Raw genomic sequence first — 26,375 nt, 5'->3', positions numbered from 1 at the left:
AAGCAAGACAATGAGCACCACTATCGAAAAAATCCAGCGCCAGATCGCTGAAAACCCGATTCTCCTGTACATGAAAGGCTCTCCAAAACTGCCAAGCTGCGGTTTTTCCGCACAGGCTGTTCAGGCGCTTTCTGCCTGTGGTGAACGTTTTGCCTATGTCGATATTCTGCAAAACCCGGACATTCGCGCCGAGCTGCCGAAATATGCAAACTGGCCGACCTTCCCGCAACTGTGGGTGGACGGTGAGCTGGTTGGCGGCTGCGATATCTTAATTGAAATGTACCAGCGCGGTGAGTTGCAGCAGTTGATCAAAGAGACTGCGGCAAAATACAAAACCGAAGAGCCTGACGCTGAGTAATTCAGCCGAAATAAAAAAGCGACCAGATGGTCGCTTTTTTTTGCTGAAAACGCGGTTGCCTGATGGCGCATCGCTTATCAGGACGCGCGGGCATCGCCACCCGACACGATTATGCCTCTTCTGGTACCGGCAACGGCCAGCCGCCAAGACGCTTCCAGCGGTTAACGATTTCGCAAAACAGAACGGCCGTTCGTTCGGTGTCGTATAGCGCAGAGTGCGCCTGCGTTCCATCAAACTCCATTCCTGCCGCCAGACACGCTTTTGACAGTACGGTCTGTCCCAGCGCCAGGCCGCTCAGGGCCGCAGTGTCAAAGGTCACGAAGGGGTGGAAGGGGTTACGTTTCAGCGAAGCGCGCTCAGCGGCGGCCATCATAAAACTGTGATCGAACGTGGCGTTATGGGCGACCATGATCGCACGATTGCAACCGCTGTCTTTAATTCCCTTGCGCACCATTTTGAAAATAGCATGCAGCGCATCGTACTCGCTGACCGCGCCGCGCAGCGGGTTAGAAGGATCGATTCCGTTAAAGGCAAGCGCTTCAGGCTGTAAGTTTGCGCCTTCGAACGGCTCAACATGGAAATGCAGCGTCGTGTCCGGCATCAGCCAGCCTTGTTCATCCATTTTCAGCGTGATGGCGGCAACCTCAAGCAGCGCATCGGTTTTGGCATTGAATCCCGCCGTTTCGACATCAATGACGACAGGATAAAAACCACGAAAACGGTCGCACAGACCGGAAAGTTGAGCGTTATCGGACATCTGGGTCTCTTAATACGGAAAAATTGCAGCGCGCATTATGGCAAATTTTACGCTGAGATGCAGTAAAACAACGGGCACAGAGAGTCTGCGCCCGGCGGGAGATTAGTTGCCCAGACCGCGACCGGCGTCTTTGGCTTCAATCAGCTCAATTTTGTAGCCATCAGGATCTTCAACAAACGCGATGACGGTGGAGCCGCCTTTTACCGGACCCGCTTCACGCGTGACGTTACCGCCGTTCTGGCGAATGCGCTCGCAGGCTTCGGCAGCATTGTCGACGCTCAGGGCGATATGGCCATAGGCCGTGCCCAGCTCGTACTTATCAACGCCCCAGTTGTAAGTTAACTCGATCACCGCTTCTTCGCTTTCCGGGCCGTAACCCACGAATGCCAGAGAGTATTTGTATTCCGGGTTTTCGCTGGTGCGCAGCAGCTTCATGCCCAGTACGTTGGTGTAGAATTCGATGGAACGCTGCAAGTCGCCAACACGCAGCATGGTATGAAGTAAACGCATCTTTTTCCCCTCAAAAGTGCTGAATGGTCAATACATTCAAAATGTTGTTCTAGTATAGCGGCGTTTTTACGCCGCTACCAACGCAGGATTACAGGGTAGGATAGTCCGTGTAACCTTCAGCGCCGCCGCCGTAGAAGCTTTCTGCGCGTTGTGGATTCAGTTCTGCTTTGCGTTGCAGACGAGCTACCAGGTCCGGGTTAGCGATATACGCCCGGCCAAACGCGACGGCGTCTATCAGGCCCTTATTGAGCAAGTCTTCCGCTTTTTCTGGCGTATAGGCGCCTGCGCCAATGATCGGGCCGTGGAAGCGGGCGCGAACTTTCTCACGGAAGGCGTCAGTATACGGTTCGCCGCCAGCCCAGTCAGGTTCGGACATGTGCAGATAGGCAATGCCGCGTTTACCCAGTTCCTCAATCAGATAGAGCGCATCGGCTTCTTCATTCGGGCCATTGTCGACATTCTGGAATGTGCCGATAGGGGAAACACGGATACCAATTCGATCTGCCCCCCATTCCTGAATACCGGCATCGACGACTTCCAGCACCAGACGCGCGCGGTTCTCAACGCTGCCGCCGTACTGGTCAGTACGATGGTTTGACGTCGGGGAAAGGAACTGGTGCAGCAGATAGCCATGGGCGGAATGCAGTTCTACCAGGTCGAAACCGGCTTCACGCGCATTGGCGATAGCCTGACGGAAATCGTTGACGATGCCTGGGATCTCGTCGGTTTCCAGCGCGCGCGGCATTGAGGTGTCGACACGAATGGCCTGACCGTTTTCATCGCGCAGCGAGGTACGGGTGCCAGCGCCGATCGCAGACGCGGAGACGGGAGGCTGGCCACCGGGTTGCAGGCTGGAATGAGAGATTCGACCGGTATGCCAGAGTTGAACAGCAATGTGCCCCTGTTCGGCATGAACGCCAGCGGTAATTTTTTTCCATGCCTCGATCTGTTCCGCGCTGTGCAGACCCGGCGCGCCCGCATAGCCTTTCGCCTGTGCGGAGATCTGCGTCGCTTCACTGATGATTAGCCCGGCGCTGGCGCGTTGACGATAATACTCGGCCATTAACGGGGTGGGAATGTCGCCCGGTTCAATGCTGCGCAAACGCGTCAGAGGGGCCATGAACACACGGTTTGCTGCCGTAATTGCGCCCACTTTCAGCGGGGTAAACAGTTTCTCAGATGACATAATGGCTCCTGGTATAAGTAGACCGGTCGTCTAGTGATAAGGAAAATAAAAACGCCCGTTAAGCCGCAGGCGTTGCGATAATCGTTTTTACATGTGCCAGCGCGCTTTCAAGCGGGGCGGCACTGCGAGAAATTTTGGCGTGCAGATTCGCGCCTAACCACAGCGCATACAGGATCTGCGCCTGTTGCAGCGGCTCGCCAGCAAAAGAGAGACAGCGGGCTTCGCGTCCTTTTTCCAACGCTTGCGCTAACAGCGTAATAATATGCCGCGCGCCTTTGTCCATCGCAGTGCGCATATCTTCTGAGAGATCGCACACTTCGGCGGACAGCTTTACGGTCAAACAGCCGCTGATAGTGCCTTGCTGGCAAAACTGATTCAGGGTTTCCTGATAGTAAGCCAGAATGCGGTCACGGTAGTTGCCCGCTCCGGCGTCAAAATGCGTTGCCAGCCGCTGATGATATCCGGCGTAATGCCGTTCCAGCATGGCGACGCCAAACGCTTCTTTGGAACGAAAATAGTGATAAAACGACCCCTTCGGCACTTCGGCGGTTTTGAGCAGCTCGCTCAATCCCATTCCGGTGAAGCCACGCTGCATACAAAGCTGCTCGCCGGTAGCCAGAAGATGTTCGCGGGTGTCATGTTCAGTCTGTTTGTTCATGCCGCTGAGTGTAATAGACCAATCGGTCTAATGCAAGTCAGGTTGCCAGAAAGCCAGTTAGCGTCTTCAATAAGCATAAGTGCTTTCGTTGAGGAGAGAGTGTGGCCGAGCAGTTAGAGTTTTTTCCCGTCCCAAGCCCGTGCAGGGGGATCTGTCAGTCGGATGAGCGCGGATTTTGTCGCGGCTGTCTGCGCAGTCGGGATGAACGTTTCAACTGGCAAAAAATGAGCGACGCCGAGAAGCAGGACGTGTTGCGGCTTTGTCGTCAGCGTCTTATGCGCAAATTACGCGCAAACAAACCGAACCCGCAGGAAGAACCTCAACAACCCTCACTCTTTTGAAACCGTAATTGCGTATACTCGCTAAACATCTATATATGAGGAAGCGGTTATGGTTCAGCGTATCACTATTGCCCCGCAAGGCCCGGAATTTTCGCGCTTCGTGATGGGTTACTGGCGTCTGATGGACTGGAATATGTCTGCGCGTCAGCTGGTCAGCTTTATTGAAGAGCATCTTGATCTGGGCGTCACGACCGTTGACCATGCGGATATCTACGGCGGTTATCAATGTGAGGCCGCGTTTGGCGAAGCGTTGAAACTGGCGCCGCACCTGCGTGAGCGGATGCAGATCGTAACGAAGTGTGGTATCGCCACGACCGCCCGGGCTGAAAATGTACTCGGCCATTACATCACTGACCGCGACCACATTGTCGCCAGCGCTGAACAGTCCCTGAAAAATCTGGCGACCGACCGTCTTGATCTGCTGCTCATCCATCGTCCCGACCCGTTAATGGATGCGGACGACGTAGCGGAAGCATTCCAGCATCTCCACCAGAGCGGAAAAGTGCGCCACTTTGGCGTCTCTAACTTTACCCCGGCCCAGTTTACGCTGCTGCAATCGCGTCTGCCGTTTACCCTTGCCACGAACCAGGTTGAGATTTCACCGGTTCATCAGCCGCTGCTACTGGACGGCACGCTGGATCAGCTACAGCAACTGCGTATTCGACCGATGGCGTGGTCCTGTCTTGGCGGCGGTCGTCTGTTTAATGATGATGAATTCGCGCCGCTGCGCAACGAACTTGCTGCGATTGCGGAAGAGCTGAACGCGACCACGATTGAGCAGGTGGTATATGCGTGGATTTTACGCCTGCCGTCTCAGCCGTTGCCGATTATCGGCTCCGGTAAAATTGAGCGCGTACGCGCAGCGATTGAGGCGGAGTCTCTGACGATGTCGCGTCAGCAATGGTTCCGTATCCGCAAGGCGGCGCTAGGTTACGACGTGCCGTAATGCTCCGTTTTCGGCTTTCCGTTCAAAATTGTGTCACTGGTTTACACTTAACCGGGTAAACACATTTGACGGAGGTCTTATGAAGCGTTTGAGTCTGGCAATGTTAACCCTGCTGGCCTGTGCGGGTGCACAGGCCGCCAGTGAAGAAGTGACGATGAATCTGGTGACTTCGCAAGGCGTCGGGCAGTCGATTGGCAGCGTAACTATTGCCGAAACGGATAAAGGGCTGGAGTTTACTCCCGATCTGAAAGCGCTGCCGCCGGGTGAACATGGTTTTCATATCCATGCTAACGGCAGTTGCCAGCCTGCGATTAAAGAGGGTAAAGCCTCGGCGGCAGAGGCGGCGGGCGGGCATTTCGACCCGCACAATACCGGGAAGCACGAGGGGCCGGAAGGCGCCGGGCATATGGGCGATCTTCCCGTGCTGGTGGTCAATAATGACGGGATAGCCACCACGCCTGTTACTGCGCCGCGCCTGAAATCTCTTGATGAAATCAAAGATAAAGCGCTGATGATCCACGTCGGCGGCGATAACATGTCCGATCAGCCGAAACCGCTTGGCGGTGGTGGCGAGCGTTACGCCTGCGGCGTCATCAAATAGTCAGGACGTCAGTGAACCCTGCGGCGGCGCTTGCTCAAGCTGTGACAGCGAGCAGTGTAATCGCCAGATGAGCGCCGCCAGTTCCTGAGCCGCAGGTTGATGATGATGCGACAGCGTGTTGCAAATACGCTGTAGCTCCTGGAGCGTGGCCGCCAGCGGTCGTTGCTGTACGCCGCGCTCGCTCATCACGTCGCGCAACAAGGCAATACAGATATCCCGGACGCGCGAAAGCGGGTCGGAGCGGGTTTCCCAGGCACGCAGTTGCCACACCACATGTGAACAATTCAGCAGTACCACTCCCCAGCGTAACAGCCAGCGTCGCGCCAGCGCATCCTGGCTATTGCTGAGTTGACTGATGTGATGATAGGTCAGCGATTCAAACTCATTCTCGCTGTGTGATGGATGACGACTGAGCTGATCGACAAAATCTCTGCGCAATGCGCGGATATGGCGACGGCTTTTGCGGGCATCCGAACCCGGACGCAGGATCGCAAACGCCAGCCACGACAGCGCGACCCCGGCAATTTTAGCCGTATTGTCATTAAGAAAATCAGCAAAGTCATACACGGGGGGATTGGTGACGGCGATAAACGATCCCATAAAAACGATCAACTGCCCCCAAAGTCCGGCGAGTTTCGGCATTTGCAGCTTCAGCAGTTGCATCGTGGCCAGCAAAGGAAACAGAAACAGCAAAAACTGCCAGAGATCGGTTATCTGCACCATCAAACCGAATTTGACGACGAAGCTGAATAACGAGAGCAGAATCAGCGTGCGCATCAATAAAGAGAGTGATTTAAACGGCGTGGCGACGGCGGAATAGAGTACGCAACTGATGGCCGCCAGCGTTAACGCCCCTGAACCGGATTCCCATTGTGAACCGATACTCCACGCGCCAATCACCATGAGGGTGGTAAATGTGCGCAATCCGCTCCATATCGCTTCGGCGTTGTCCGTATGGCGAGCCAGACCGGGGCTGTGCGTTACTTTGATCTCATCGACTGCGGCGCCGTTTTCCAGCAACCGTAGCTGATGGCTGTTGTGTAAGTAGAGCTGGCAGAAATAGCGCAATCGCTGCCAGAAGGCGACGTGGCGGTAATCCTGTCGGTTTTTCGGATGTAGCGGGGCAATAATGCGCGCGACGGTATAACTGTCGGTACGCGGATTAGCCAGCGCGGCCAACAGTTGTTCAATCACATCGCGGGTCTGCTCCGGCGGGTTGGGCCAGTTCAGCAACATCCTGCGGAGGCTGGAAATGACGCTGGTCAGGCGAAGCTGCTGATGCAGCAGAGCGTTAAGCAGCGCGTTCTGGCGACGAAAACGGTAGTGACTCCAGAATGCCTGAATGCGCAGCAGGTTCATCGTCAGAATTTGGCCGATAACCCCTTCATGGGCGGAACGTATCGCATCGGTGGTTTCCGGCTGCCAGAGCAGGCTGGCGTGCTCCAGCAGCCGTGCGTGCATATTTTTCAGCGCGGTCAACAGCGCCGTGCCGTCAGAGGTGCTGGGCAGGATCATCATCATCATGCCGCCGCAAAGAATACCAACGATCACCTCGCAGACCCTGGCCTGGGCGATATCCCACAACTGTGTGACCTCGATGATGTTGACCATGGGAAAGGCGATGATGGCGGCCGTGTAACCCGCCAGCTGGAAGGCATAGGCGATGTTATTGGTGAAATGGGCGCAGGCCCAGGTGCAAAAGCCAATCCAGGCCGCCATGCTTAATAAAAAGAGCCAGGGTTCGTTTAGCGTGTGACCTGCGATGATGAGCGCGGCGGTGGCGCCAAGTAAACTCCCGGCAATACGCCCCAGACTTTTACTGATCACGCCGCCTACCGTCGGAAAACTTACCACGGCGGCAGAGGTCATCGCCCAGTATGGCTCATCCAGATTGATGTAGTAGGCGAACGTCAGCGCCAGGCACATGGCGAGGGTATTGCGCAATGCATAGCGCCATTGCCCAGAGGTTGCTTTGAACCAGGGCGTATCGCGCCAGGTCAGGTGAGGGAGCTTCATTAGCGCTGACCGATAGCCACGCTGCATGTTGTGCCCGAAACCAGCGTGACATCATGGGGTAACGCATCAAATTCGATACGCACCGGCACGCGCTGCGCCAGACGAACCCAGGGAACGTTAGGTTTAATGTCAGGGACCAGGCCGGAATCGCTCTCCACGCTTTGATCATAAATCGCCCGGCCAATACTGGCAACGTGACCCTGTAACTTTACGTTGCCGCTGTAGAGGGTGATCTGCGCCGGAGCGCCTTCGCGAATATGGCGCAGTTTCGTCTCTTCGAAATATCCCATGACGTAGAACGAGTGGCTGTCGACCAGCGCAAACAGCGGTTGGCCGGTGGCGGCGTAATCCCCCGTGCGCGTTGAGAGGTTTGTCACCCAGCCCGCGACCGGCGCGCGAACGTCGGTCTGGGCTAATTGCCATTGCGCCTGTTTTAATGACGCTTCCGCCGCTTCGACGCTGGCCTGCATCGCTTTAACGTTCAGGTTTGCGGTGTCCATATCTTCGGCAGAAATGTAATTTTGTGATAAATGGCGACGCCGGTTGGCTTCATTATTGGCTTTCGCTAAATCGGAGCGGGCTTTAGCCAATTCTGCCTGCGCATTAAGCTCAGCGATGTGAAAAGGGGTCTTATCGATAGAAAAGAGCAGATCGCCTGCATTCACGAACTGGTTATCTTTTATATTGAGTTCGGTGATGCTGCCGGAGACCTGAGGCGTAATGCTCACCTGTTCCGCCCGTACTTTACCGTCGCGTGTCCACGGAGACTGCATGTAGTAATTCCATAGCCACCAACCGGCCAGAACCGCGATGGCCGCAACCACAATCGTTGAAAAGTATTTCATTGTTTTAAGCGACATAATCACCACGCAATCAGCAAAATAAGGCTCAGGCACACGCAAAGTGCAAATATCGACAGATCCATCAGCAGGGGATGCCAGATTTCACCCGAGTAAATCCAGTCGCGTAGCAGGCGATGCGCCAGCAGCCAGATAACAAATCCAAGCGCGAATGCTTTGAAAAGCGGAGGGAAATAGACAGATGCGCCGATCACCAGATCTTGTAGGGGCAATCCTGTTGCAGTGGGTATAAACGTCACAAGCAAGAATCCTTTGCGTTAAACAGCGTTGCTATAGGTTTAGTAAAAACCGAGGTACAGCACGTCTTTTCCGCATAATGTCTGAAAAAATGTCTACCTGTAAGCAAATTTAGCAATACATTTGTTTTGAGCATATAAATGCTGCACACTATTCTAAAATCAGTATAATATCTTAGCAAGCTAATTATAAGGAGATGAAATTGGAATCGCCACTAGGTTCTGATCTGGCACGGTTGGTGCGCATTTGGCGTGCTCTGATTGACCATCGCCTGAAACCTCTGGAGTTGACGCAGACACACTGGGTAACGCTGCATAATATTCACCAACTTCCGCCGGATCAGTCGCAAATACAGTTAGCCAAAGCGATTGGCATTGAACAACCGTCTCTGGTGCGTACGCTGGATCAGCTTGAAGACAAAGGGCTTATCTCACGACAAACCTGCGCCAGCGATCGTCGCGCCAAGCGAATTAAGCTGACGGAGAAGGCGGAACCGCTCATCACAGAGATGGAAGCCGTGATCAATAAAACGCGTGGAGAGATTCTGGAAGGGATTTCGCCGCAGGAACTTGAGCTGTTAATTAAGCTGATTGCGAAACTTGAGCACAATATTATTGAGTTGCAGTCTCAGAACTAAGAGCAGAAGAAAGGCGTGTGGCCAGAGGCTGACCACACGTCTGTTGGATTAGCGCGGAGAAACAGTAACCTGGCTGCCGTTGCTGGCCAGAACAACACGCTGACCTGCGGAGAAACGGGTATCGCCCTGTTTCTGTACCACCATGATGGTGTTGCCGTCATCCTTACGGATTTCCAGTTCCACACCCTGAGTTTTGTTCATCGCGCCCTGGACGCCTTGTCCCGCTACGCCACCTGCGACTGCGCCAGCGGCCGTCGCCAGTGAACGACCCGTCCCGCCACCGATGGTATTACCGAGGAAACCACCGAGCACTGCACCACCGATAGCGCCGATCACGTTGGAGTCATCACCGCCCTGGATTTGCACCGGACGAACGTTAACGACAGTGCCGTATGTGACATTCTGCACTTGTTTCGCCTCGGACGCGGTATAGACATCACCGGACAGGCTATCGTTATTCACACAACCCGCTAAAGATAAGCCCATCAGTGAAACGATCAGCACACGTTTAATCATCTATAAATCTCCTGTTCACCATGAAACGCCACAAAGCATCCCTCATGGTTAAATTATATGGCATATACGACCGTAAAGGCACATGTTCTGCTGGAACAATGTGAAAATCATAATCAGATTTGGGTTAACCAAGTATAAACGAATCATCCATGAGATTTATCAGAACAGAGTGTCAGCGTCTGCATCGAAGGGTAAAAATGCTTAATGAAGCATGGTATTAGCGGAAACTTTGTGGTTGAGTGGTAGCGCTAAAATCATGCTTAACACGCTAAAAGGAAGATGTATGAAATCGGGCCGTTTTATCGGCGTTATGTCTGGAACCAGCCTTGATGGCGTCGATGTTGTGCTGGCGGCAATTGATGAAACGATGGTCGCACAGCAGGCGAGCCTGACCTGGCCCATCCCCGTTCATCTTAAACAAGCCATTCTGGATATTTGCCAGGGGCAACAACTCACGCTTTCCCAGTTTGGCCAGTTGGATACGCAGCTCGGGCAGCTTTTTGCCGACGCGGTGAACGCGCTGCTGGCGCAGGAAAAACTGCGGCCGCGGGATATTGTCGCCATCGGCTGTCATGGTCAGACGGTCTGGCATGAACCTACCGGCGCTGCACCGCATACCTTACAAATCGGTGATAACAACCAAATTGTCGCGCGAACCGGGATAACGGTTGTCGGTGATTTTCGTCGTCGCGATATTGCGCTGGGCGGGCAAGGCGCGCCGCTGGTTCCCGCGTTTCACCAGGCGCTGCTGGCGCACCCGACAGAGCGTCGGATGGTGCTGAACATTGGCGGTATCGCCAACCTGTCTTTGCTCATACCGGGTCAACCGGTAAGAGGGTACGATACAGGACCAGGCAATATGCTCATGGATGCCTGGATCTGGCGGCAGTGCGCTAAGCCTTATGATAAAGACGCGCAATGGGCCAGCGAAGGGAAAGTGATAATTCCGCTGCTGCAAAATATGTTGAGCGATCCCTATTTTTCAGCGCCCGCGCCGAAAAGCACCGGGCGTGAGTATTTCAACTATGGCTGGATAGAACGCCACCTTTCGGCCTTTCCTGGCCTCGCTCCCCGTGATATTCAGGCAACGCTGGCTGAGCTGACCGCGGTGACAATTTCTGAACAGGTTCTGTTAAGCGGCGGCTGCGAGCGGCTGATGGTGTGCGGCGGCGGGAGTCGTAACCCTTTGCTGATGGCGCGTCTGGCCGGGTTGCTGCCGGGTACAGAAGTTACCAGCACGGATGAAGCCGGGATCAGTGGCGATGATATGGAAGCGCTGGCGTTTGCCTGGCTGGCGTGGCGCACGCTCGCCGGGTTGCCGGGGAACCTCCCTTCGGTGACGGGGGCCACAGAATCCAGCATTCTGGGGGCCATTTTCCCGGCGAACCCACGAACTCAGAGTTAACTGAATTTTTCCGGGCCTGTCTGCCGTTAAACTGAAAGGGTTAGGAAGGGCGTATTTGCCCTTCGGACCAGGAAAGTCTTCGGGATATGTCTATGAAAAAACTGCTCATTGTATGTCTGCCTGTGCTCCTGAGCGGTTGTAGCGTCTACAACCAATTGCTTGAGCGTATGCAAACGGACACGCTGGAATATCAGTGTGATGAAAAACCGCTTACCGTAAAAATGAACAATACCCGGCAAGAGGTGAATTTTGTTTACGACAATAAACTGCTGAACCTCAAACAGGGCATGTCTGCGTCGGGAGCACGTTACACGGACGGCATCTACGTCTTTTGGTCAAAAGGCGATGGCGCAACGGTCTATAAACGCGACAGAATTGTGCTGAATAACTGCCAGTTACAAAACCCGAAGCGTTGAGATTTTCACCTGGGCGGCGCACAATAGCGCCACCCACTGACAATCCGTAGCGAACACCATGTCTGATAACGACGAATTGCAGCAAATCGCGCATCTGCGCCGTGAATACACCAGAGGCGGCCTGCGTCGCCACGATCTTCCCGCTGAACCGTTAACCCTTTTTGAACGCTGGCTGGGTCAGGCATGTGATGCCAGACTGGCGGACCCGACCGCGATGGTGGTCGCCACCGTCGATGAAAACGGCCAGCCTTATCAACGCATTGTGCTGCTTAAACATTACGATGAAAAAGGGATGGTGTTTTACACCAACCTGGGCAGCCGTAAGGCGCATCACCTCGAAAATAATCCGCGTATCAGTCTGTTGTTCCCGTGGCATATGCTGGAACGGCAGGTGATGGTGACTGGTAAAGCGGAACGCCTTTCCACGCTTGAAGTGGTGAAATACTTCCACAGCCGCCCGCGCGACAGCCAGATTGGCGCCTGGGTGTCTAAACAATCCAGCCGAATCTCTGCGCGCGGCATTCTGGAAAGCAAGTTCCTTGAGCTGAAGCAGAAGTTCCAGCAAGGGGAAGTCCCGTTGCCCAGCTTCTGGGGCGGATTCCGCGTCAATATTGAACAGATGGAGTTCTGGCAGGGCGGCGAACACCGTTTACACGACCGCTTTTTATACCAGCGCGAAAACAACGCGTGGAAAATTGACCGGCTTGCTCCTTAAACCCCGAAATTTGTTGTGTTAAGCGCTAGCGCTGCGTGCGTCAGCGCTTTATTCTATATACCTTTCGCGTCTGGCGAAAAGTCGTGTACCGGCAAAGGTGCAGTCGTTTTATACATGGAGATTTTGATGGCAAGCAGTAACTTGATTAAACAATTGCAAGAGCGGGGGCTGGTGGCCCAGGTAACGGACGAGGAAGCGTTAGCAGAGCGACTGGCGCAAGGCCCGATCGCGCTCTATTGCGGCTTCGACCCTACCGCTGACAGCTTGCATTTGGGGCATCTTGTTCCATTGTTATGCCTGAAACGCTTCCAGCAGGCGGGTCACAAGCCTGTTGCGCTGGTAGGCGGCGCGACCGGTCTGATTGGCGACCCGAGCTTTAAAGCCGCTGAGCGTAAACTGAACACCGAAGATACTGTGCAGGAGTGGGTGGATAAAATCCGCAAGCAGGTTGCACCGTTCCTCGATTTTGACTGTGGTGACAATTCCGCCATTGCCGCGAATAACTACGACTGGTTTGGCGGCATGAATGTGCTGACCTTCCTGCGCGACATCGGCAAGCACTTCTCCGTCAATCAGATGATCAACAAAGAAGCGGTGAAGCAACGTCTGAACCGTGACGATCAGGGTATCTCCTTTACCGAGTTCTCCTATAACCTGTTACAGGGTTATGACTTTGCCTGCCTGAATAAACTGCACGGCGTTACGCTGCAAATTGGCGGCTCTGACCAGTGGGGCAACATCACCTCCGGTATCGATCTAACCCGTCGTCTGCATCAGAACCAGGTGTTCGGCCTGACCGTACCGCTGATCACCAAAGCAGATGGCACCAAGTTTGGTAAAACCGAAGGCGGCGCGGTATGGCTGGACCCGAAAAAGACCAGTCCGTACAAGTTCTACCAGTTCTGGATCAACACCGCAGATGCTGACGTGTACCGCTTCCTGAAATTCTTCACCTTCATGGACATTGCCGAGATCAATGCGCTGGAAGAAGAAGATAAGAACAGCGGTAAAGCGCCGCGTGCCCAGTATGTGCTGGCAGAGCAGGTCACGCGCCTGGTGCATGGCGAAGAAGGTCTGGTTGCGGCGAAACGTATCACTGAAAGCCTGTTCAACGGTAATCTGAGCGATCTCAGCGAAGCCGATTTCGAACAACTGGCTCAGGATGGCGTGCCGATGATCGAGATGGAAAAAGGTGCCGATCTGATGCAGGCGCTGGTGGATTCCGAACTGCAACCGTCTCGTGGTCAGGCGCGTAAAACCATCGCCTCTAATGCGGTGACCATCAACGGTGAAAAACAGTCAGACCCGGAATATTTCTTCCAGGACAGCGACATTTTATTCGGGCGCTACACGCTGTTGCGCCGCGGTAAAAAGAATTACTGTCTGATTTGCTGGAAATAATAAAAAGTCAGCAGGGGCGTGGGAAACCACGCCCCTTTATTATTTTAGGGTTATGGTAAACATGAAGAATATCCTCGCCATCCAGTCGCATGTTGTGTTCGGCCATGCGGGCAACAGTGCTGCTGAATTTCCGATGCGCCGTCTTGGCGCGAATGTCTGGCCGCTCAACACCGTTCAGTTTTCTAACCACACGCAGTATGGCAAATGGACTGGTTGCGTTATGCCGCCCGAACATTTGACTGAAATTGTTCAGGGTATTGCGGATATCGATAAACTTCAGACGTGCGATGCGGTTCTTAGCGGCTATCTGGGTTCCGCAGAGCAGGGTGAGCATATTCTGGGGATTGTCCGTAAAGTAAAAGCGGCGAATCCACAGGCGAAATATTTCTGCGATCCGGTCATGGGGCATCCTGAAAAAGGGTGCATCGTGGCGCCTGGCGTCGCTGAGTTCCACGTTCGTCATGCGCTCCCGGCCAGCGACATTATCGCGCCCAATCTGGTGGAGCTGGAAATTCTCTGTGAACATGCGGTCAATAATGTTAATGAAGCCGTACTGGCTGCCAGGGAACTGATTGCGGAAGGGCCGCAAGTTGTGCTGGTTAAACATCTCGCCCGGGCAGGATACAGCCCCGACCGCTTTGAGATGTTGCTGGTGACGGCGGATGAAGCCTGGCATATTAGCCGTCCGCTTGTTGATTTCGGGATGCGTCAGCCGGTGGGTGTCGGGGATGTGACCAGCGGTTTGTTGCTGGTAAAACTGTTGCAGGGCGCAACGTTGCAGCAAGCGCTTGAACACGTTACTGCGGCGGTATATGAAATTATGATCGCCACGAAAAATATGCAGGAATACGAGTTGCAGGTGGTGGCCGCGCAGGATCGCATTGCTAAACCTGAACACTATTTCAGCGCGACGCAGCTGTGAGTTTTACCGAAGCGCCCGGTGGCGCTAACGCTTACCGGGCCTACGGGTTGTTCTGTAGGCCGGATAAGGCGTAGCCGTCATCCGGCAAAGTGCCCGGAGGCGCTAACGCTTACCGGGCCTACGGGGTGTTCTGTAGGCCGGATAAGGCGCAGCCGCCATCCGGCAAAGCGCCCGGTGGCGCTAACGCTAACCGGGCCTACGGGCTGTTTTGTAGGCCGGATAAGGCGCAGCCGCCATCCGGCAAAGCGCCCGGAGGCGCTAACGCTTACCGGGCCTACGGGGTGTTTTACAGGCCGGATAAGGCGTAGCCGCCATCCGGCGCAACAACCATTAGTTCAAACCTTCCGCCTTCAGCGCCGCCGCCACGCAGGGGCGTTCAGCGACCCGCGCCATATAAACGTCGATATGGCTTAATCCTTCCATATTCAGCTTCACCGCTTTCGCCCAGCGCAATACGGTAAAAAGGTAGGCATCTGCGATCGTGAAACGCTGGCCGCAAAGACACTGGCCTTCCTGGAGCGCATCATTCACGTAGCGCAATTTTTTCTCCAGCTGCGCACGGACAATCGGTTTATATTCCTCTGGCGTATCCGGGCGGAAGAGTGGCGTAAAACCTTTGTGCAACTCCGTGGCAATATAGTTGAGCCATTCCAGCGTTTTGTAGCGGGAGATGGTGCCTGTCGGTGCCAACAGCTGACGATCGGGCACGCTATCTGCCAGATATTGCATAATCGCAACGCCTTCGGTCAGTAAGGTGCCATCGTCCAGCAGCAGAGCCGGAACCTGTCCTTTTGGGTTTACCGCGAAATAATCATCGCCGTTTTCCAGACGCTTTTTCGCCAGATCAACGCCATCCAGCGTGAAATCAATACCGCTTTCCCGCAGGGTGATGTGAGAAGCAAGAGAACAGGCGCCCGGTTTGTAGAACAGTTTCATCGGTAACTCCTTTTTGCTGAGGTTTAACGTATGGTAGTGCGGCATCAGGCAAAAAAAAAGCCGCTAACGCACGTTAGCGGCCTGAATATCAGTTTCCCTGAAAATTACGCGGTAGCGGTTTTGGCGGCCTTCGCGTTTTCTTCATTATCCTGAGTCATGCGATTCAGTTTCGGCGCGGTGATAAGCATCAGCGCGGCGATAACCGCAGTGGCGACACCGATTTGCAGGAATACGCGACCGTAAACTTCCAGAGACATCAGCGGGTCAGTAACGTTTTCCGGCACTGCCATCATGCCAGCCACGTAGCCACCAATCAGGTTGGCGCCCGCCGTAGTCAGGAACCAGCTACCCATGATGAAGCCCATCAGACGCTGCGGAACCAGCTGGGCAACCATTGCCAGACCCAGGCCGGAGATCATCAGTTCACCGATACTTTGCAGACCGTAGCTGAGGATGAGCCAGTTAACAGACACAATGCCTGCATCTGTAGCGAATTTCGCGCCCAGCGGCAGAACGAGGAACGCGCCAGAGCACAGAACCATACCGATAGCGAATTTGGTCGGCATCGGCAGCGTATCACCCATCTTGTTATAGATGGCCGCCAGAATCGGGCTGCCAATGATGATCCAGAACGGGTTCAGCGCCTGATACTGCTCCGGTTCAACCGCGATACCGAGGATAGTGTGTTCAACGTTACGGATTGCGAAGAAGTTCAGTGACGTCGGCATCTGGCTGTACAGCACAAAGAAGATAATCGCTTCCAGCATCAGGATGAATGCGACGATCATTTTACGACGTGCCGCGCCCTGCATCGCGAACGCTTCTTTACCAAAGATAATCACGATACCCAGAGCGATCACGCCCAGAACCATACGTGCAATGCCCTGGTTGTGCAGCAGCCAGGTCGCGATAGCGATCAGCACGATAACGCCTGCGATAGTCGCCAGCAATTTACCGAAATGTACCGCTTCGAAGTCTGGTTTTGAGCCGTAATCTTTAACCCAACTGCGGCAGAACAGGAAGTTAACCACCGTGATGAGCATACCGACGAAGCTCAGGGCAAACGCCACGCTCCAGCCGAATTTTGCGGCAAGCCACGGCGTCGCCAGCATAGAGAAGAAGGAACCGATGTTGATGGACATGTAGTACATGGTGAATGCACCGTCCAGACGCGGGTCATCTTTGGCATAGCAGGTCGACAGCAGAGAAGACGGGTTCGCTTTGAACAGACCGTTACCTACGGCGATGGTCGCCATCCCCATATAGACGATCGCAACGTCATGACCGGACCAGGCGACCAGGCCATAACCAATCGCCAGTACGATAGCACCCAGCAGAATGACGCGTTTGGTGCCCAGAACTTTATCCCCTAACCAGCCGCCAATGGCGACCAGACCATACACCAGGGCGCTAAAGGAAGAGAAAAGGGTGATGGAATCCGCTTCTGACATACCCAGTTGTTTAACCAGGTAGACGGCCATAATTCCTTGCAGGCCGTAATAACCAAAACGCTCCCATAACTCAATAGAGAAAATGAGATAGAACGATTTCGGTTGTTTGAAAGCGTTCAAACTGACGCTTTCAGTTGGTTTATTGTTTGCAGTAGACACTTTTACCTCTTTTTTTACATCCCATATTAACGGGGGTGTTCTGGCGCGTGATGAGTCAAGTTCATCCGTCCGATTGTTATAGTGGGAGGGGAAACGGCAAGTAATGTTCACTATCTTTCCCTTCCATACAAGGGGTTTGTAATATTCTGTTACATATATCTTGCGTGGTGGAATCATCGGGACTGAGAAATGTTATGTAGCGTTAAATTTCTTCATTTGTAAAATGGCAGTTTTTTACACTACAGGGATGGGCGAAAAAGCGGATGGTGGCGATATGTTCTGCTATTTGAGGTTTAAAGTAGTGATATAGGCCATTATCTGAAAAATAGCCAGTGTAATGTTTTGTATTGAAAAGGCATCATCAGGTCATCTGGTTGTAATTTTAACCGTATTTGATAAAAAATTTTACACGAAGTTATCAACGTGATCTGGATCACGTATAGATAGAAATTTCAGTTTCTAAAAAAACGATTAACCTGGTGAAGTGTTAAATCAAAAGAACATTGCATTAAGAAAGCGAAGCGGGCCGGTATCATAGTCGGGTAAACAGGTGAGCCGAAGTGGATAACAAATTGTTATGCGTCGGGGCGTACGGCGTCGCCCCTGGCGCATCAGATATCGACTTTCTCTTTGTATTCGCAAAGATCTTCAATAATGCAGGAGCCGCAGCGTGGTTTACGGGCAATGCAGGTGTAGCGGCCATGCAGAATTAACCAGTGGTGGCAATCGACTTTAAATTCCGCTGGAACGACCTTGAGCAGTTTTTCTTCCACCTGCTCGACGTTTTTACCGGGGGCGAACTGTGTCCGGTTACAGACGCGGAAAATATGCGTATCGACAGCGATAGTTGGCCAGCCAAATGCGGTATTGAGCACCACGTTGGCTGTTTTACGCCCGACGCCGGGCAGCGCTTCCAGAGCCGCCCGATCCTCTGGAACCTCGCCATTGTGCAGTTCAAGCAACATCCGGCAGGTCTTAATCACATTCTCCGCTTTGCTGTTGAACAGGCCGATAGTCTTGATATACGACTTTACGCCCTCGACGCCAAGCTCCAGCATGGCCGCCGGGGTATTGGCGATGGGATAAAGCTTTGCGGTTGCTTTATTCACGCTGACGTCCGTGGCCTGTGCTGACAGCAATACGGCGATGAGTAGCTCAAACGGCGAGGTGAAATTTAACTCCGTTGTGGGGTGCGGATTGTTGTCACGCAGGCGCGTTAATATTTCCAGTCGTTTTGTTTTGTTCATTACACATTCCCTGTTTCACCTGACGGAAGCTCAGCGGCAACGGCTTCGGCGCGGCGTTTTTTCATTTTCTCGTCAATAAGGTACTTCACGGCCAGCATCAGCCCCAGGCCAATAAAAGCGCCGGGCGGCAGCATCGCCAGCAGGAAAGGCGAGTCAGTATGAAAAATCTCCACGCGCAGCACTTTCGCCCAGTCGCCCAGCAGACCGTCAGCGCCATCAAACAACGTGCCATTGCCGATGATTTCACGCATGGAGCCGAGGACAAACATGGCGCCGGTCGCCCCCATGCCAATGGAAAAACCGTCCAGCGCGGACAGCGCCGGGCCTTTTTTCGCGGCAAAAGCCTCTGCGCGCCCCACAACGATGCAGTTGGTCACAATCAGCGGAATGAAGATCCCCAGCGACTGATACAAGCCGAAGGCATAAGCGTTGATCAGCATCTGTACTGCACTGACCACGGACGCGATGATCATTACGTAGATTGGGATGCGGATTTCCGCTGGCGTCCAGCGGCGCAGGGCGGAAATTGTCAGGTTGGTCAGCGTCAACACCAGCGTGGTGGCGAGGCCGAGGCCTAATGCGTTCGTGGCGGTGGAGGTCACTGCCAGTAGCGGGCACATGCCAAGCAGCTGTACAAGCGCTGAGTTGTTTTTCCACAAGCCCTGAACGATAACGTCTTTAATTTCGCTCATGGTTTATTCTCCACAGGCGGTAAGTTGAGGAAGTTGTGCCGGTAAGGTCTGTGCGTACAGGCCCGCACGTTTCACCGCGTTGACCACTGCCCGGGGGGTAATGGTTGCGCCGGTAAACTGGTCAAAATCACCGCCGTCTTTTTTCACTGCCCAGTGAGCATCGTTCTCAGCGCCGATGGTCTTCCCGCTGAAGTGGGTGATCCAGTCGGATAAGCGCAGCTCAATTTTATCGCCCAGGCCAGGCGTCTCATGATGTTCTGTCACGCGTGCACCCAGCACAGTGCCGCTGAAATCAGCGCCAACCAGGAGCTGTATGGCGCCAGAATAGCCGTCCGGCGCCGTGGCTTCAAGAATGGCGGCGACGGGCTTATCGTCCTGACGGGCGATATAGATGCGGTGTGTACCTTTGCCCAGCGCCGGAGCATTCACCAGAAAGCAGCTGTCCTGCAAGGTATTATTGTAGCGATCGGCAGGCAGAACCTGATCAAATAACGCTTTTTGCTGGAGAACCGCTTGTTCGGCAATCGTCGATTTAGTGACCAGGTTAATGGCCGCCGTCAGCCCCGTCGAGCCTGCGGCAAACAGCGCCAGCGTGATACCGTGTTTACGAATCGTTTTCAGCATGGGGTGTCCTTAGCGATGCCCGTAGACGCGAGGTCGGGTGTAGTAATCAATCAAAGGCACCGTGATATTCGCCAACAGTACGGCGAACGCCACACCGTCCGGGTATCCCCCGAAACTGCGAATCAACCACACTAACAAACCCGCCAGCGCGCCAAAAATCAGACGACCACGATTGGTTGTCGAGGCGGTGACAGGATCGGTCAGAATAAAGAACGCGCCCAGCATTGTCGCGCCAGAAAGCAGATGCAACTGCGGAGACGCCAGTGAATCCCCGGCGAATGCCCATCCCAGAGTGGAGCAGACAGCCAGCGTCACTAAAAAGCTGACCGGAATGTGCCAGCGGATCGCTTTTTGCCAGAGCAGCCACACGCCGCCAATAAGCCAGGCGATGTTTACCCACTGCCAGCCCGCACCGGCCAGCATGCCGCTGTAGATGGGGTACTGCATAATCTGTTCAACGGCGTGCCCGGCATGTAACGCAGTCTTGAACGTATCGAGCGGCGTAGCCTGGCTGATGCCGTCAATGCCCATGCGTAACGTATTCATGTCGCCGCCGCTGGCGGTGTGTCCGGTGAAGATGACCTGCAACGCATCCAGAAGGCCTGGCGCCGTTGCGGCGATGTCATGCGGCGGGAGCCAGCTTGTCATCTGTACCGGGAATGAAATCAACAGAACGACATAACCAATCATCGCTGGGTTGAATGGGTTTTGCCCCAGACCGCCGTAAAGCTGCTTGGCGATAATGACGGCAAATACGGTGCCCAATACCACCATCCACCACGGAGCGAGAGGCGGTATGCTCACAGCGAGCAGTAAACCGGTCAGCAATGCTGAATTGTCTTTTAAGATAGCGGCGATCGGCTGTTTACGCAGTTGAAGCACGGCGGCTTCTGCGGCCAGCGCGCTGACTGCGGCTAGTATAATCTGGAACAATGTGCCCCAACCGAAAAACCATAGCTGAGTGGCAATCCCCGGCAGCGCGGCGATTAACACCAGCATCATGATACGCGATGTCTGGCGCTGGTTATGGGTATAAGGCGAGCTTGCGATTCTGAATACCATTTATTCCTCGTTAACAACCTGCTGCTGTGCTGCTTTTTTTGCCTGAACGCGGGCAATCGCCGCTGCGACGGCGGCTTTGCGCGGATCGACCGGCTCGGCGGGTTCCGCAGCGGCCTGCTGTTCCTGCTTGCGCGCTTTGGCGCGGGCAATTGCCGCTTCGACGGCGGCTTTGCGCGGGTCGACCGGTTCGGTAGGTTCCGCAGCGGCCTGCTGTTCCTGCTTGCGCGCTTTGGCGCGGGCGATTGCCGCTTCGACAGCGGCTTTGCGCGGGTCGACCGGCTCGGCGGGTTCCGCAGCGGCGTTCTCCGCCTGTCTGGCGCGCGCCTGCGCTTTACGCGCTTCACGGGCAGCAATAACCGCGCTGTTATCCGGCTTCTCTCCCGCGTTAATGACAACAGGCTGAGTCGCCTGTGCCTGTTTCTCTTTTACGCGCGCCAGCGCTGCGGCGATGGCATCCTGATCTTTTGCCGCAGGTTGTGCAGCCGCATTTTTATGGCGCTCAAGGCGTGCGGCTTTCTCACGCTCCAGTCGCGCCTGTCTGGCCTCAAAACGCGCTTTCGCTTCAGCCGCGCGTTTTTCTTCTTGCGCGATCGCGTAAATCTCCGCTTTTTCCTGACGGAAATACTGCACAAGCGGAATACTGCTGGGGCATACCCAGGCGCAAGCACCGCACTCAATGCAGTCGGCAATGTTATGCGCGGTGGCTTTATCGTGCTGTTGGCCTTTGCTGAACCAGTACAACTGCTGGGGCAACAAATCGGCGGGACAGGCATCGGCACAGGCGCTACAGCGGATACAACCTTGCTCTTCCGGCGTTTCGCCCATTTCCGTAGCGGAAGGCGCGAGAAGGCAGTTAGTGATCTTCACGACGGGAACATCAAGCCAGGGCAGGGTAAAGCCCATCAGCGGGCCGCCCATAATCACCATTTGATCGGCTGAAGAACAGAAGCCCGCATCATTAAGCAGGTGGCTGACAGGCGTCCCCAGCCTGGCCCAGACGTTACCGGGACGGCTGACGGACTCTCCGGTCAAGGTCACAACGCGCTCGGTGATCGGTTCCCCGTCAATCACTGCGCGTTTGACGGCATAAGCCGTACCAACGTTTTGCATCAGCACGCCGATATCAGAAGAGCGACCGCCGTGCGGAACCTGTTTCCCGGTCAGGATCTGGGTAAGTTGTTTTGCGCCGCCGGAAGGGTATTTCGTTGGGATAACGCGTAACGCGATATCATGCGCATCGGCCAGAACGGCACGCAGCATTGAAATGGCCTGCGGCTTGTTATCTTCGATACCTATCAGGACCTCACGCGGTTGCAGAATATGGGCAAGGATACGAATGCCTTCCACCACCTGCGCGGCGCAATCCTGCATTAAGCGGTCATCAGCGGTGATATAGGGTTCACACTCCGCCGCGTTGATGATCAGCGTTTCAATCTTATCGCCGCCGCCCTGTAATTTGACGCCGGTCGGGAACCCCGCGCCGCCGAGCCCGGCAACGCCGAACTGGTGAATCCGGGTAATTAGCTCTTCGCGGCTGCGACGCTGATAATCCGCCCAGCCGTCGCGTTCGATCCAGCGATCTTCGCCATCGGCATCAATCATCACGCTAAGCTCAGCCAGGGCCGACGGGTGCGCGGTAGAGTGGGGCGCAATCGCGATAACCTTCCCGGACGTCGGCGCATGGACGGGCAGCATGCGGCCGCGACCACGGGTCAGCGGCTGGCCTCGCAGGACGCGATCGCCCACGTTAACGCACAGCTCGCCCTCAGCGCCAATATGCTGCTTAAGAGGAATGATAAAGCGCGGCGCCAGTGGAACCTGTCGCAGAGGCGTACCGTTTGACTGGGTTTTCATTTCCGGCGGATGAATGCCGCCATCGAAATCCCAGATTTTATCTTTTCTGAATGCAGAGAATAACTTAAGCATGTTGTTCCACGGGAATGATACGAACGGGGATGGTGTTCAAATCCCACTTCCAACTGTCAGGTGTTTCCGCTACCGGGCGTAATTCAATGCATTGCGTCGGGCACGGGTCAACGCACAGATTACAGCCGGTGCAGAGATCGCTCATGACCGTATGCATCGCGCGCGTGGCGCCCACAATGGCATCCACCGGGCATGCCTGAATACATTTAGTGCAGCCGATGCAATTGTTTTCATCGATGACCGCCAGCATACGCACTGGCGCAACTTCCTGTTCATCACCATCGATAGGTTGCGGATCGACGTTCAGTAACGTTGCGATTTTCAACATCACCGCTTCGCCGCCTGGCGCACAGCGGTTAATTTTTTCACCCTGACTACCGATGGCTTCAGCATAAGGGCGGCAGCCAGGATAGCCGCACTGCCCACACTGGCTCTGCGGTAAAATTTCGTCGATTTTCTCGACAACGGGGTCGTCTTCCACGGCAAACCGGCGGGAGGCGTACCCCAGGATGGCGCCGAATGCCAGGCCCAGCAGGCTCACGGCGACTACGGCAATCCAGATAGCATTCATTACAACTTCACCAAACCACTAAAGCCCATAAAGGCCAGGGACATTAAACCTGCGGTAATCAGCGCAATCGCGTTACCGCGAAAAGGGGCAGGAACGTCTGCCACGGCGAGGCGCTCGCGAATCGCCGCGAACAGCACCATCACCAGAGAGAAGCCGACGGCGGCGGAAAAACCGTACAACGCCGACTGCAAAAAATTATGACCGAGGTTAATGTTCAACAGCGCCACGCCGAGCACCGCGCAGTTGGTGGTGATGAGCGGCAGGAAGATCCCCAGCAGGCGATACAATGCCGGACTGGTTTTACGCACCACCATCTCAGTAAATTGCACTACTACCGCGATGACCAGAATAAACGCCAGCGTCCGCAGGTAGATGAGATCGAGCGGAATCAAAATCCAGGTGTCAATCAGCCAGGCGCAGATAGACGCCAGCGTCATCACAAACGTGGTGGCGAGCCCCATACCCATTGCGGTTTCCAGCTTTTTGGAAACCCCCATAAACGGGCAGAGACCCAGAAACTTGACCAGTACAAAGTTATTGACCAGTACAGTTCCGACAAAGAGCAGCAGGTAATCAGTCATTTTTCGGCCTGAAATAAAAAAGCCGCCTATTATCTGTCAATCTACAGCAGGCGACAACAGGTTAACTGTAAGGGTATTACGGGTTCACAAACGTTGCTTTAACGCGCGCCGAACGTTTGAAATAGGGTACGATCAGCGCGGCCGCCAGTAACGGGAACAACAGCTGGCGAACCGCAAACGCGTCTGAGACTGGCGAAAAGGCAAAGGCTTTAATTGCCAGCAAGACCGACACCAGCAGCCAGATAATATAATGTTTAGGCACGCAGTGGCGGCGCTTGAAGAAGGCGATGGTCAACCATAAGGTGTAATACCACATTGCGATGGCGGTAATAAACGAAACGCCCCACAACAACAGGTTGCCGGTACTTTGCTCACTGAGCATATGGAATGTCTGCGGCGTAGCCAGCGCAGTAGCATAGAGCAATAACGCGAGCGAGGCGCTCAGCAACGCGACTAACAGCCAGGCCAGTGGGCCAAGCAACCAGCCCCCGATGCGTTGTGCCGGTGTTGTGGTCATATCTTCTCCAGATTTGCCAGCGCGAACAGGCAGACTATTTCATTTTGGGGCCAGTATTATAAAGCTTTTAACGCCGATCGCTACTTTCTTTATTGTACGTAATGCCAGACTGATTTTGGCACCTGACCGACATCATACAGACGACCGCCCGAGACCAGTTCCGCGCGACGATGATCTGCGGCGCGATACATATTGATGATCTCCCGATCGTCAGAGAGGGTGTAGTTAAGGTGATCAAACAGTTTTTCCAGGCTCTCAAGCGAACTGATTTTGCGGAATTTTAATAAATAATCCTGAACTGTCATAAATAGCGATCCATATTAAACAAATAACACCAACGGAGTAGTGAATATAAAAATAAACAAAACGACACCGGAAAGAATAATCGGCGCGCAAGGGTAAATAAGCGTATTCTTACGTGTCATGAATCAGGTGGGCAGAGCACCTGCCGGAAGGGTAACGCGCTTCATGACAACTGGCAATAAGCGTGCGGCCAGCAGACGGCATATTTCGCTTTTTTTGCCGCTTTTCATCTTTTCCTGATTTTTCTGGCTGTAAACCGAAACCATTTCTGACGATATGTAGCTATGCCGCAACTGGCCAGGACACGCTTATTTTTTCTGAACGGAGACCGTCGGTTCAGGGGGCTGGTAATTATCGATATGGCTGGCGACGCCTAAGAGGATCACTGAGACAACGAGAACAATCCAACCGGTTAATTCAATAAGGCGATTCATTACTGACGACATTTTTTTTGCTTTGATTTATCCATAAACACAGGATGCAAATGTTACTCATCAATAAATAAGACGGCAAGGGTGTCGGGAACGATTTCAGCGACTTTTTCGCCGCAGGAGAGCCCAAAGTCACTGATGTTTGACTTAAGTTAAGCAACAACCTTTATAACCTGGCGGTTATTAAACTATTGTGAGTGGTTAAGGGATAGTGTGAAATGACCCCGTTCTGACATGAGAGGCAAAGACATGAGTGACAACATCCGGGTAGGGCTAATTGGTTATGGTTATGCCAGCAAGACTTTCCATGCGCCCTTAATCGTGGGGACGCCGGGTCTGGAACTGGCGGCGGTTTCCAGTAGTGATGAAACAAAAGTGAAGGCGGACTGGCCTTCTGTGGCGGTTGTCTCAGAGCCTAAGCATCTTTTTAACGATCCGAATATCGACCTTATCGTCATTCCTACGCCCAACGACACCCATTTTCCGCTGGCGAAAGCCGCGCTTGAAGCGGGAAAACATGTGGTTGTGGATAAACCCTTTACCGTGACACTGTCACAAGCCCGTGAGCTCGACGCCCTGGCGCGCAGCCTGGGGCGCGTGCTTTCTGTGTTCCATAACCGCCGTTGGGACAGTGATTTCCTGACGCTGAAAGGATTGCTGGCCGATGGCGTTCTGGGGGAAGTGGCTTACTTTGAATCCCATTTCGACCGTTTCCGCCCGCAGGTCCGCGATCGCTGGCGCGAACAGGGCGGCCCTGGCAGCGGTATCTGGTACGATCTGGCGCCGCATCTGCTGGATCAGGCGATCAATCTGTTCGGTTTGCCGGTCAGCATGACGGTGGATCTGGCGCAGCTTCGTCCTGGCGCGCAGTCGACGGATTATTTCCACGCGATATTATCCTACCCGCAGCGTCGGGTGATTCTGCACGGTACGATGCTGGCGGCGGCAGAATCAGCACGTTATATCGTGCATGGCTCACGCGGTAGTTACGTGAAATATGGCCTCGATCCACAAGAGGAGCGGCTGAAAAACGGTGAGCGACTGCCGCAGGAAGACTGGGGTTACGACATGCGTGACGGCGTGTTGACGCGCGTGGAAGGCGAAGACCGTGTGGAAGAGACCTGGCTGACGGTGCCGGGTAATTATCCGGCTTATTATGCGGGCATCCGTGACGCGCTGAATGGCAACGGTGAAAACCCGGTTCCGGCGAGCCAGGCGATCCAGATTATGGAGTTGATTGAGCTGGGGATTGAATCAGCGAAGCATCGCTCTACGCTGTGCTTCGCGTGATGACGGTGTACTCTTCTGGCGCCGGGTGTTGCCGGATGGCGGCGTAAACGCCTTATCCGGCCTACGGTTGTGCAGTTGTAGGCCTGATAAGCGCAGCGCCATC

The 26,375-nt window shown here is 54.3% G+C and carries 30 protein-coding genes and 1 pseudogene; 11 read left to right on the top strand and 20 right to left on the bottom strand.

Going from position 1 to position 26,375, the window contains the following annotated elements; all coding sequences use genetic code 11:
• Nucleotides 1–10 precede the first annotated feature (10 nt).
• Nucleotides 11–358, top strand: a complete 348-nt coding sequence (gene grxD / locus OGX81_RS15100; protein ID WP_003832760.1) for a monothiol glutaredoxin 4 — start codon at nt 11–13, stop codon at nt 356–358.
• A 109-nt stretch (nt 359–467) separates the two neighbouring features.
• Here the strand turns inward: grxD and rnt are convergent, their stop codons facing one another.
• The 4 genes from rnt to OGX81_RS15080 form a co-directional block, all read right to left on the bottom strand.
• Nucleotides 468–1,115 (bottom strand): ribonuclease T, encoded by a 648-nt coding sequence (gene rnt / locus OGX81_RS15095; RefSeq protein WP_012132536.1) that lies wholly within the window; start codon nt 1,113–1,115, stop codon nt 468–470.
• Nucleotides 1,116–1,217: 102 nt separating this feature from the next.
• Nucleotides 1,218–1,625 carry a lactoylglutathione lyase gene (gene gloA / locus OGX81_RS15090; RefSeq protein ID WP_024130371.1) on the bottom strand — a complete coding sequence of 136 codons (408 nt, stop codon included), beginning with the start codon at nt 1,623–1,625 and terminating at the stop codon, nt 1,218–1,220.
• A gap of 88 nt (nt 1,626–1,713) precedes the next feature.
• On the bottom strand, nt 1,714–2,811 hold the full coding sequence (locus tag OGX81_RS15085; protein ID WP_049008642.1) for an alkene reductase: 1,098 nt from the start codon (nt 2,809–2,811) through the stop codon (nt 1,714–1,716).
• A 58-nt stretch (nt 2,812–2,869) separates the two neighbouring features.
• Nucleotides 2,870–3,469 carry a TetR/AcrR family transcriptional regulator gene (locus OGX81_RS15080; protein ID WP_047457263.1) on the bottom strand — a complete coding sequence of 200 codons (600 nt, stop codon included), beginning with the start codon at nt 3,467–3,469 and terminating at the stop codon, nt 2,870–2,872.
• A gap of 101 nt (nt 3,470–3,570) precedes the next feature.
• Here OGX81_RS15080 and OGX81_RS15075 point away from each other — a divergent pair, with 101 nt between their 5' ends.
• From OGX81_RS15075 to sodC, 3 genes are all read left to right on the top strand, one after another.
• Nucleotides 3,571–3,810 carry a DUF1289 domain-containing protein gene (locus OGX81_RS15075; protein ID WP_012132532.1) on the top strand — a complete coding sequence of 80 codons (240 nt, stop codon included), beginning with the start codon at nt 3,571–3,573 and terminating at the stop codon, nt 3,808–3,810.
• 49 nt (nt 3,811–3,859) lie between these two features.
• Nucleotides 3,860–4,756, top strand: coding sequence for an aldo/keto reductase (locus OGX81_RS15070; RefSeq protein ID WP_012132531.1), 897 nt, complete (start codon nt 3,860–3,862; stop codon nt 4,754–4,756).
• Between the two features lie 79 nt (nt 4,757–4,835).
• Nucleotides 4,836–5,357, top strand: coding sequence for a superoxide dismutase [Cu-Zn] SodC (gene sodC / locus OGX81_RS15065; protein WP_012132530.1), 522 nt, complete (start codon nt 4,836–4,838; stop codon nt 5,355–5,357).
• Here sodC and OGX81_RS15060 read toward each other — a convergent pair.
• The 3 genes and pseudogenes from OGX81_RS15060 to OGX81_RS15050 form a co-directional block, all read right to left on the bottom strand.
• Nucleotides 5,333–7,373: pseudogene (locus OGX81_RS15060) on the bottom strand (FUSC family protein). The gene sodC and the pseudogene OGX81_RS15060 overlap by 25 nt on opposite strands.
• Complete coding sequence (locus OGX81_RS15055; protein WP_104868708.1) at nt 7,373–8,233, bottom strand: efflux RND transporter periplasmic adaptor subunit; 861 nt, start codon at nt 8,231–8,233, stop codon at nt 7,373–7,375. The pseudogene OGX81_RS15060 and the gene OGX81_RS15055 overlap by 1 nt, the downstream one beginning before the upstream one ends.
• A 2-nt stretch (nt 8,234–8,235) precedes the next feature.
• The gene (locus OGX81_RS15050; protein ID WP_012132527.1) at nt 8,236–8,472 is read right to left on the bottom strand and encodes a DUF1656 domain-containing protein; all 237 of its coding nucleotides are present in this window, start codon (nt 8,470–8,472) and stop codon (nt 8,236–8,238) included.
• A 194-nt stretch (nt 8,473–8,666) separates the two neighbouring features.
• Here OGX81_RS15050 and slyA point away from each other — a divergent pair, with 194 nt between their 5' ends.
• On the top strand, nt 8,667–9,107 hold the full coding sequence (gene slyA / locus OGX81_RS15045; RefSeq protein ID WP_012132526.1) for a transcriptional regulator SlyA: 441 nt from the start codon (nt 8,667–8,669) through the stop codon (nt 9,105–9,107).
• Between the two features lie 48 nt (nt 9,108–9,155).
• Here the strand turns inward: slyA and slyB are convergent, their stop codons facing one another.
• Nucleotides 9,156–9,623, bottom strand: a complete 468-nt coding sequence (gene slyB / locus OGX81_RS15040) for an outer membrane lipoprotein SlyB (protein ID WP_012132525.1) — start codon at nt 9,621–9,623, stop codon at nt 9,156–9,158.
• Between the two features lie 283 nt (nt 9,624–9,906).
• Between slyB and anmK the strand changes: the two genes are divergently transcribed.
• The 5 genes from anmK to pdxY all read left to right on the top strand — a co-directional run bounded on the left by anmK (nt 9,907) and on the right by pdxY (nt 14,482).
• On the top strand, nt 9,907–11,028 hold the full coding sequence (anmK, locus tag OGX81_RS15035) for an anhydro-N-acetylmuramic acid kinase (protein WP_058669075.1): 1,122 nt from the start codon (nt 9,907–9,909) through the stop codon (nt 11,026–11,028).
• 86 nt (nt 11,029–11,114) lie between these two features.
• Nucleotides 11,115–11,444, top strand: coding sequence for a C-type lysozyme inhibitor (gene mliC, locus OGX81_RS15030; protein ID WP_012132523.1), 330 nt, complete (start codon nt 11,115–11,117; stop codon nt 11,442–11,444).
• A gap of 58 nt (nt 11,445–11,502) precedes the next feature.
• Nucleotides 11,503–12,159: a pyridoxamine 5'-phosphate oxidase gene (gene pdxH, locus OGX81_RS15025; RefSeq protein ID WP_049011113.1), complete on the top strand. Its 657-nt coding sequence runs from the start codon at nt 11,503–11,505 to the stop codon at nt 12,157–12,159.
• 126 nt (nt 12,160–12,285) lie between these two features.
• Nucleotides 12,286–13,560 (top strand): tyrosine--tRNA ligase, encoded by a 1,275-nt coding sequence (tyrS, locus tag OGX81_RS15020; protein ID WP_024130365.1) that lies wholly within the window; start codon nt 12,286–12,288, stop codon nt 13,558–13,560.
• Between the two features lie 61 nt (nt 13,561–13,621).
• Entirely contained in the window at nt 13,622–14,482 is an 861-nt protein-coding gene (gene pdxY / locus OGX81_RS15015; protein WP_058669168.1) for a pyridoxal kinase PdxY, read from the top strand.
• Between the two features lie 330 nt (nt 14,483–14,812).
• Here the strand turns inward: pdxY and gstA are convergent, their stop codons facing one another.
• From gstA to blr, 12 genes are all read right to left on the bottom strand, one after another.
• Nucleotides 14,813–15,418 carry a glutathione transferase GstA gene (gstA, locus tag OGX81_RS15010; protein WP_104868707.1) on the bottom strand — a complete coding sequence of 202 codons (606 nt, stop codon included), beginning with the start codon at nt 15,416–15,418 and terminating at the stop codon, nt 14,813–14,815.
• Between the two features lie 104 nt (nt 15,419–15,522).
• Nucleotides 15,523–17,028 carry a dipeptide/tripeptide permease DtpA gene (gene dtpA / locus OGX81_RS15005; RefSeq protein WP_286487581.1) on the bottom strand — a complete coding sequence of 502 codons (1,506 nt, stop codon included), beginning with the start codon at nt 17,026–17,028 and terminating at the stop codon, nt 15,523–15,525.
• A 611-nt stretch (nt 17,029–17,639) separates the two neighbouring features.
• Nucleotides 17,640–18,275, bottom strand: coding sequence for an endonuclease III (nth, locus tag OGX81_RS15000; RefSeq protein ID WP_012132517.1), 636 nt, complete (start codon nt 18,273–18,275; stop codon nt 17,640–17,642).
• Nucleotides 18,275–18,967, bottom strand: coding sequence for an electron transport complex subunit E (locus OGX81_RS14995; RefSeq protein ID WP_012132516.1), 693 nt, complete (start codon nt 18,965–18,967; stop codon nt 18,275–18,277). Before OGX81_RS14995 ends, nth begins: the two co-directional genes overlap by 1 nt.
• Nucleotides 18,968–18,970: 3 nt before the next feature.
• Entirely contained in the window at nt 18,971–19,591 is a 621-nt protein-coding gene (rsxG, locus tag OGX81_RS14990) for an electron transport complex subunit RsxG (protein ID WP_071258158.1), read from the bottom strand.
• Nucleotides 19,592–19,600: 9 nt separating this feature from the next.
• Nucleotides 19,601–20,653, bottom strand: coding sequence for an electron transport complex subunit RsxD (gene rsxD / locus OGX81_RS14985; protein ID WP_104868706.1), 1,053 nt, complete (start codon nt 20,651–20,653; stop codon nt 19,601–19,603).
• The gene (rsxC, locus tag OGX81_RS14980) at nt 20,654–22,579 is read right to left on the bottom strand and encodes an electron transport complex subunit RsxC (RefSeq protein ID WP_104868705.1); all 1,926 of its coding nucleotides are present in this window, start codon (nt 22,577–22,579) and stop codon (nt 20,654–20,656) included. It abuts the gene before it with no gap.
• Entirely contained in the window at nt 22,572–23,150 is a 579-nt protein-coding gene (gene rsxB / locus OGX81_RS14975; protein WP_012132512.1) for an electron transport complex subunit RsxB, read from the bottom strand. The genes rsxC and rsxB overlap by 8 nt, the downstream gene beginning before the upstream one ends.
• Complete coding sequence (gene rsxA / locus OGX81_RS14970) at nt 23,150–23,731, bottom strand: electron transport complex subunit RsxA (protein ID WP_005121199.1); 582 nt, start codon at nt 23,729–23,731, stop codon at nt 23,150–23,152. The genes rsxB and rsxA overlap by 1 nt, the downstream gene beginning before the upstream one ends.
• 76 nt (nt 23,732–23,807) lie before the next feature.
• Entirely contained in the window at nt 23,808–24,248 is a 441-nt protein-coding gene (locus OGX81_RS14965; protein WP_012132511.1) for a DUF2569 domain-containing protein, read from the bottom strand.
• An 89-nt stretch (nt 24,249–24,337) separates the two neighbouring features.
• On the bottom strand, nt 24,338–24,553 hold the full coding sequence (ydgT, locus tag OGX81_RS14960) for a transcription modulator YdgT (RefSeq protein ID WP_024130361.1): 216 nt from the start codon (nt 24,551–24,553) through the stop codon (nt 24,338–24,340).
• Between the two features lie 306 nt (nt 24,554–24,859).
• A complete protein-coding gene (gene blr, locus OGX81_RS14955; RefSeq protein WP_047457235.1) occupies nt 24,860–24,985 on the bottom strand; it encodes a division septum protein Blr in 126 nt (41 codons plus the stop codon).
• A 246-nt stretch (nt 24,986–25,231) separates the two neighbouring features.
• Between blr and OGX81_RS14950 the strand changes: the two genes are divergently transcribed.
• Nucleotides 25,232–26,272, top strand: a complete 1,041-nt coding sequence (locus tag OGX81_RS14950) for an oxidoreductase (protein ID WP_104868704.1) — start codon at nt 25,232–25,234, stop codon at nt 26,270–26,272.
• Nucleotides 26,273–26,375: the final 103 nt, after the last annotated feature.

Source organism: Citrobacter sp. CK206 (genome assembly GCF_030333125.1).
In the GTDB taxonomy this organism is placed as follows: Bacteria; Pseudomonadota; Gammaproteobacteria; order Enterobacterales; family Enterobacteriaceae; genus Citrobacter_B; species Citrobacter_B koseri.
This window is presented reverse-complemented; position numbering and strand designations above follow the sequence as displayed.

Excerpts from the sequence above, each read along its gene's own strand:
- grxD (WP_003832760.1), top strand. The coding sequence starts at position 11 with ATGAGCACCACTATCGAAAAAATCCAGCGCCAGATCGCTGAAAACCCG.
- rnt (WP_012132536.1), bottom strand. The coding sequence starts at position 1,115 with ATGTCCGATAACGCTCAACTTTCCGGTCTGTGCGACCGTTTTCGTGGT.
- gloA (WP_024130371.1), bottom strand. The coding sequence starts at position 1,625 with ATGCGTTTACTTCATACCATGCTGCGTGTTGGCGACTTGCAGCGTTCC.
- OGX81_RS15085 (WP_049008642.1), bottom strand. The coding sequence starts at position 2,811 with ATGTCATCTGAGAAACTGTTTACCCCGCTGAAAGTGGGCGCAATTACG.
- OGX81_RS15080 (WP_047457263.1), bottom strand. The coding sequence starts at position 3,469 with ATGAACAAACAGACTGAACATGACACCCGCGAACATCTTCTGGCTACC.
- OGX81_RS15070 (WP_012132531.1), top strand. The coding sequence starts at position 3,860 with ATGGTTCAGCGTATCACTATTGCCCCGCAAGGCCCGGAATTTTCGCGC.
- sodC (WP_012132530.1), top strand. The coding sequence starts at position 4,836 with ATGAAGCGTTTGAGTCTGGCAATGTTAACCCTGCTGGCCTGTGCGGGT.
- OGX81_RS15055 (WP_104868708.1), bottom strand. The coding sequence starts at position 8,233 with ATGTCGCTTAAAACAATGAAATACTTTTCAACGATTGTGGTTGCGGCC.
- slyA (WP_012132526.1), top strand. The coding sequence starts at position 8,667 with ATGAAATTGGAATCGCCACTAGGTTCTGATCTGGCACGGTTGGTGCGC.
- slyB (WP_012132525.1), bottom strand. The coding sequence starts at position 9,623 with ATGATTAAACGTGTGCTGATCGTTTCACTGATGGGCTTATCTTTAGCG.
- anmK (WP_058669075.1), top strand. The coding sequence starts at position 9,907 with ATGAAATCGGGCCGTTTTATCGGCGTTATGTCTGGAACCAGCCTTGAT.
- mliC (WP_012132523.1), top strand. The coding sequence starts at position 11,115 with ATGTCTATGAAAAAACTGCTCATTGTATGTCTGCCTGTGCTCCTGAGC.
- pdxH (WP_049011113.1), top strand. The coding sequence starts at position 11,503 with ATGTCTGATAACGACGAATTGCAGCAAATCGCGCATCTGCGCCGTGAA.
- tyrS (WP_024130365.1), top strand. The coding sequence starts at position 12,286 with ATGGCAAGCAGTAACTTGATTAAACAATTGCAAGAGCGGGGGCTGGTG.
- pdxY (WP_058669168.1), top strand. The coding sequence starts at position 13,622 with ATGAAGAATATCCTCGCCATCCAGTCGCATGTTGTGTTCGGCCATGCG.
- gstA (WP_104868707.1), bottom strand. The coding sequence starts at position 15,418 with ATGAAACTGTTCTACAAACCGGGCGCCTGTTCTCTTGCTTCTCACATC.
- nth (WP_012132517.1), bottom strand. The coding sequence starts at position 18,275 with ATGAACAAAACAAAACGACTGGAAATATTAACGCGCCTGCGTGACAAC.
- OGX81_RS14995 (WP_012132516.1), bottom strand. The coding sequence starts at position 18,967 with ATGAGCGAAATTAAAGACGTTATCGTTCAGGGCTTGTGGAAAAACAAC.
- rsxG (WP_071258158.1), bottom strand. The coding sequence starts at position 19,591 with ATGCTGAAAACGATTCGTAAACACGGTATCACGCTGGCGCTGTTTGCC.
- rsxD (WP_104868706.1), bottom strand. The coding sequence starts at position 20,653 with ATGGTATTCAGAATCGCAAGCTCGCCTTATACCCATAACCAGCGCCAG.
- rsxC (WP_104868705.1), bottom strand. The coding sequence starts at position 22,579 with ATGCTTAAGTTATTCTCTGCATTCAGAAAAGATAAAATCTGGGATTTC.
- rsxB (WP_012132512.1), bottom strand. The coding sequence starts at position 23,150 with ATGAATGCTATCTGGATTGCCGTAGTCGCCGTGAGCCTGCTGGGCCTG.
- rsxA (WP_005121199.1), bottom strand. The coding sequence starts at position 23,731 with ATGACTGATTACCTGCTGCTCTTTGTCGGAACTGTACTGGTCAATAAC.
- OGX81_RS14965 (WP_012132511.1), bottom strand. The coding sequence starts at position 24,248 with ATGACCACAACACCGGCACAACGCATCGGGGGCTGGTTGCTTGGCCCA.
- ydgT (WP_024130361.1), bottom strand. The coding sequence starts at position 24,553 with ATGACAGTTCAGGATTATTTATTAAAATTCCGCAAAATCAGTTCGCTT.
- blr (WP_047457235.1), bottom strand. The coding sequence starts at position 24,985 with ATGAATCGCCTTATTGAATTAACCGGTTGGATTGTTCTCGTTGTCTCA.
- OGX81_RS14950 (WP_104868704.1), top strand. The coding sequence starts at position 25,232 with ATGAGTGACAACATCCGGGTAGGGCTAATTGGTTATGGTTATGCCAGC.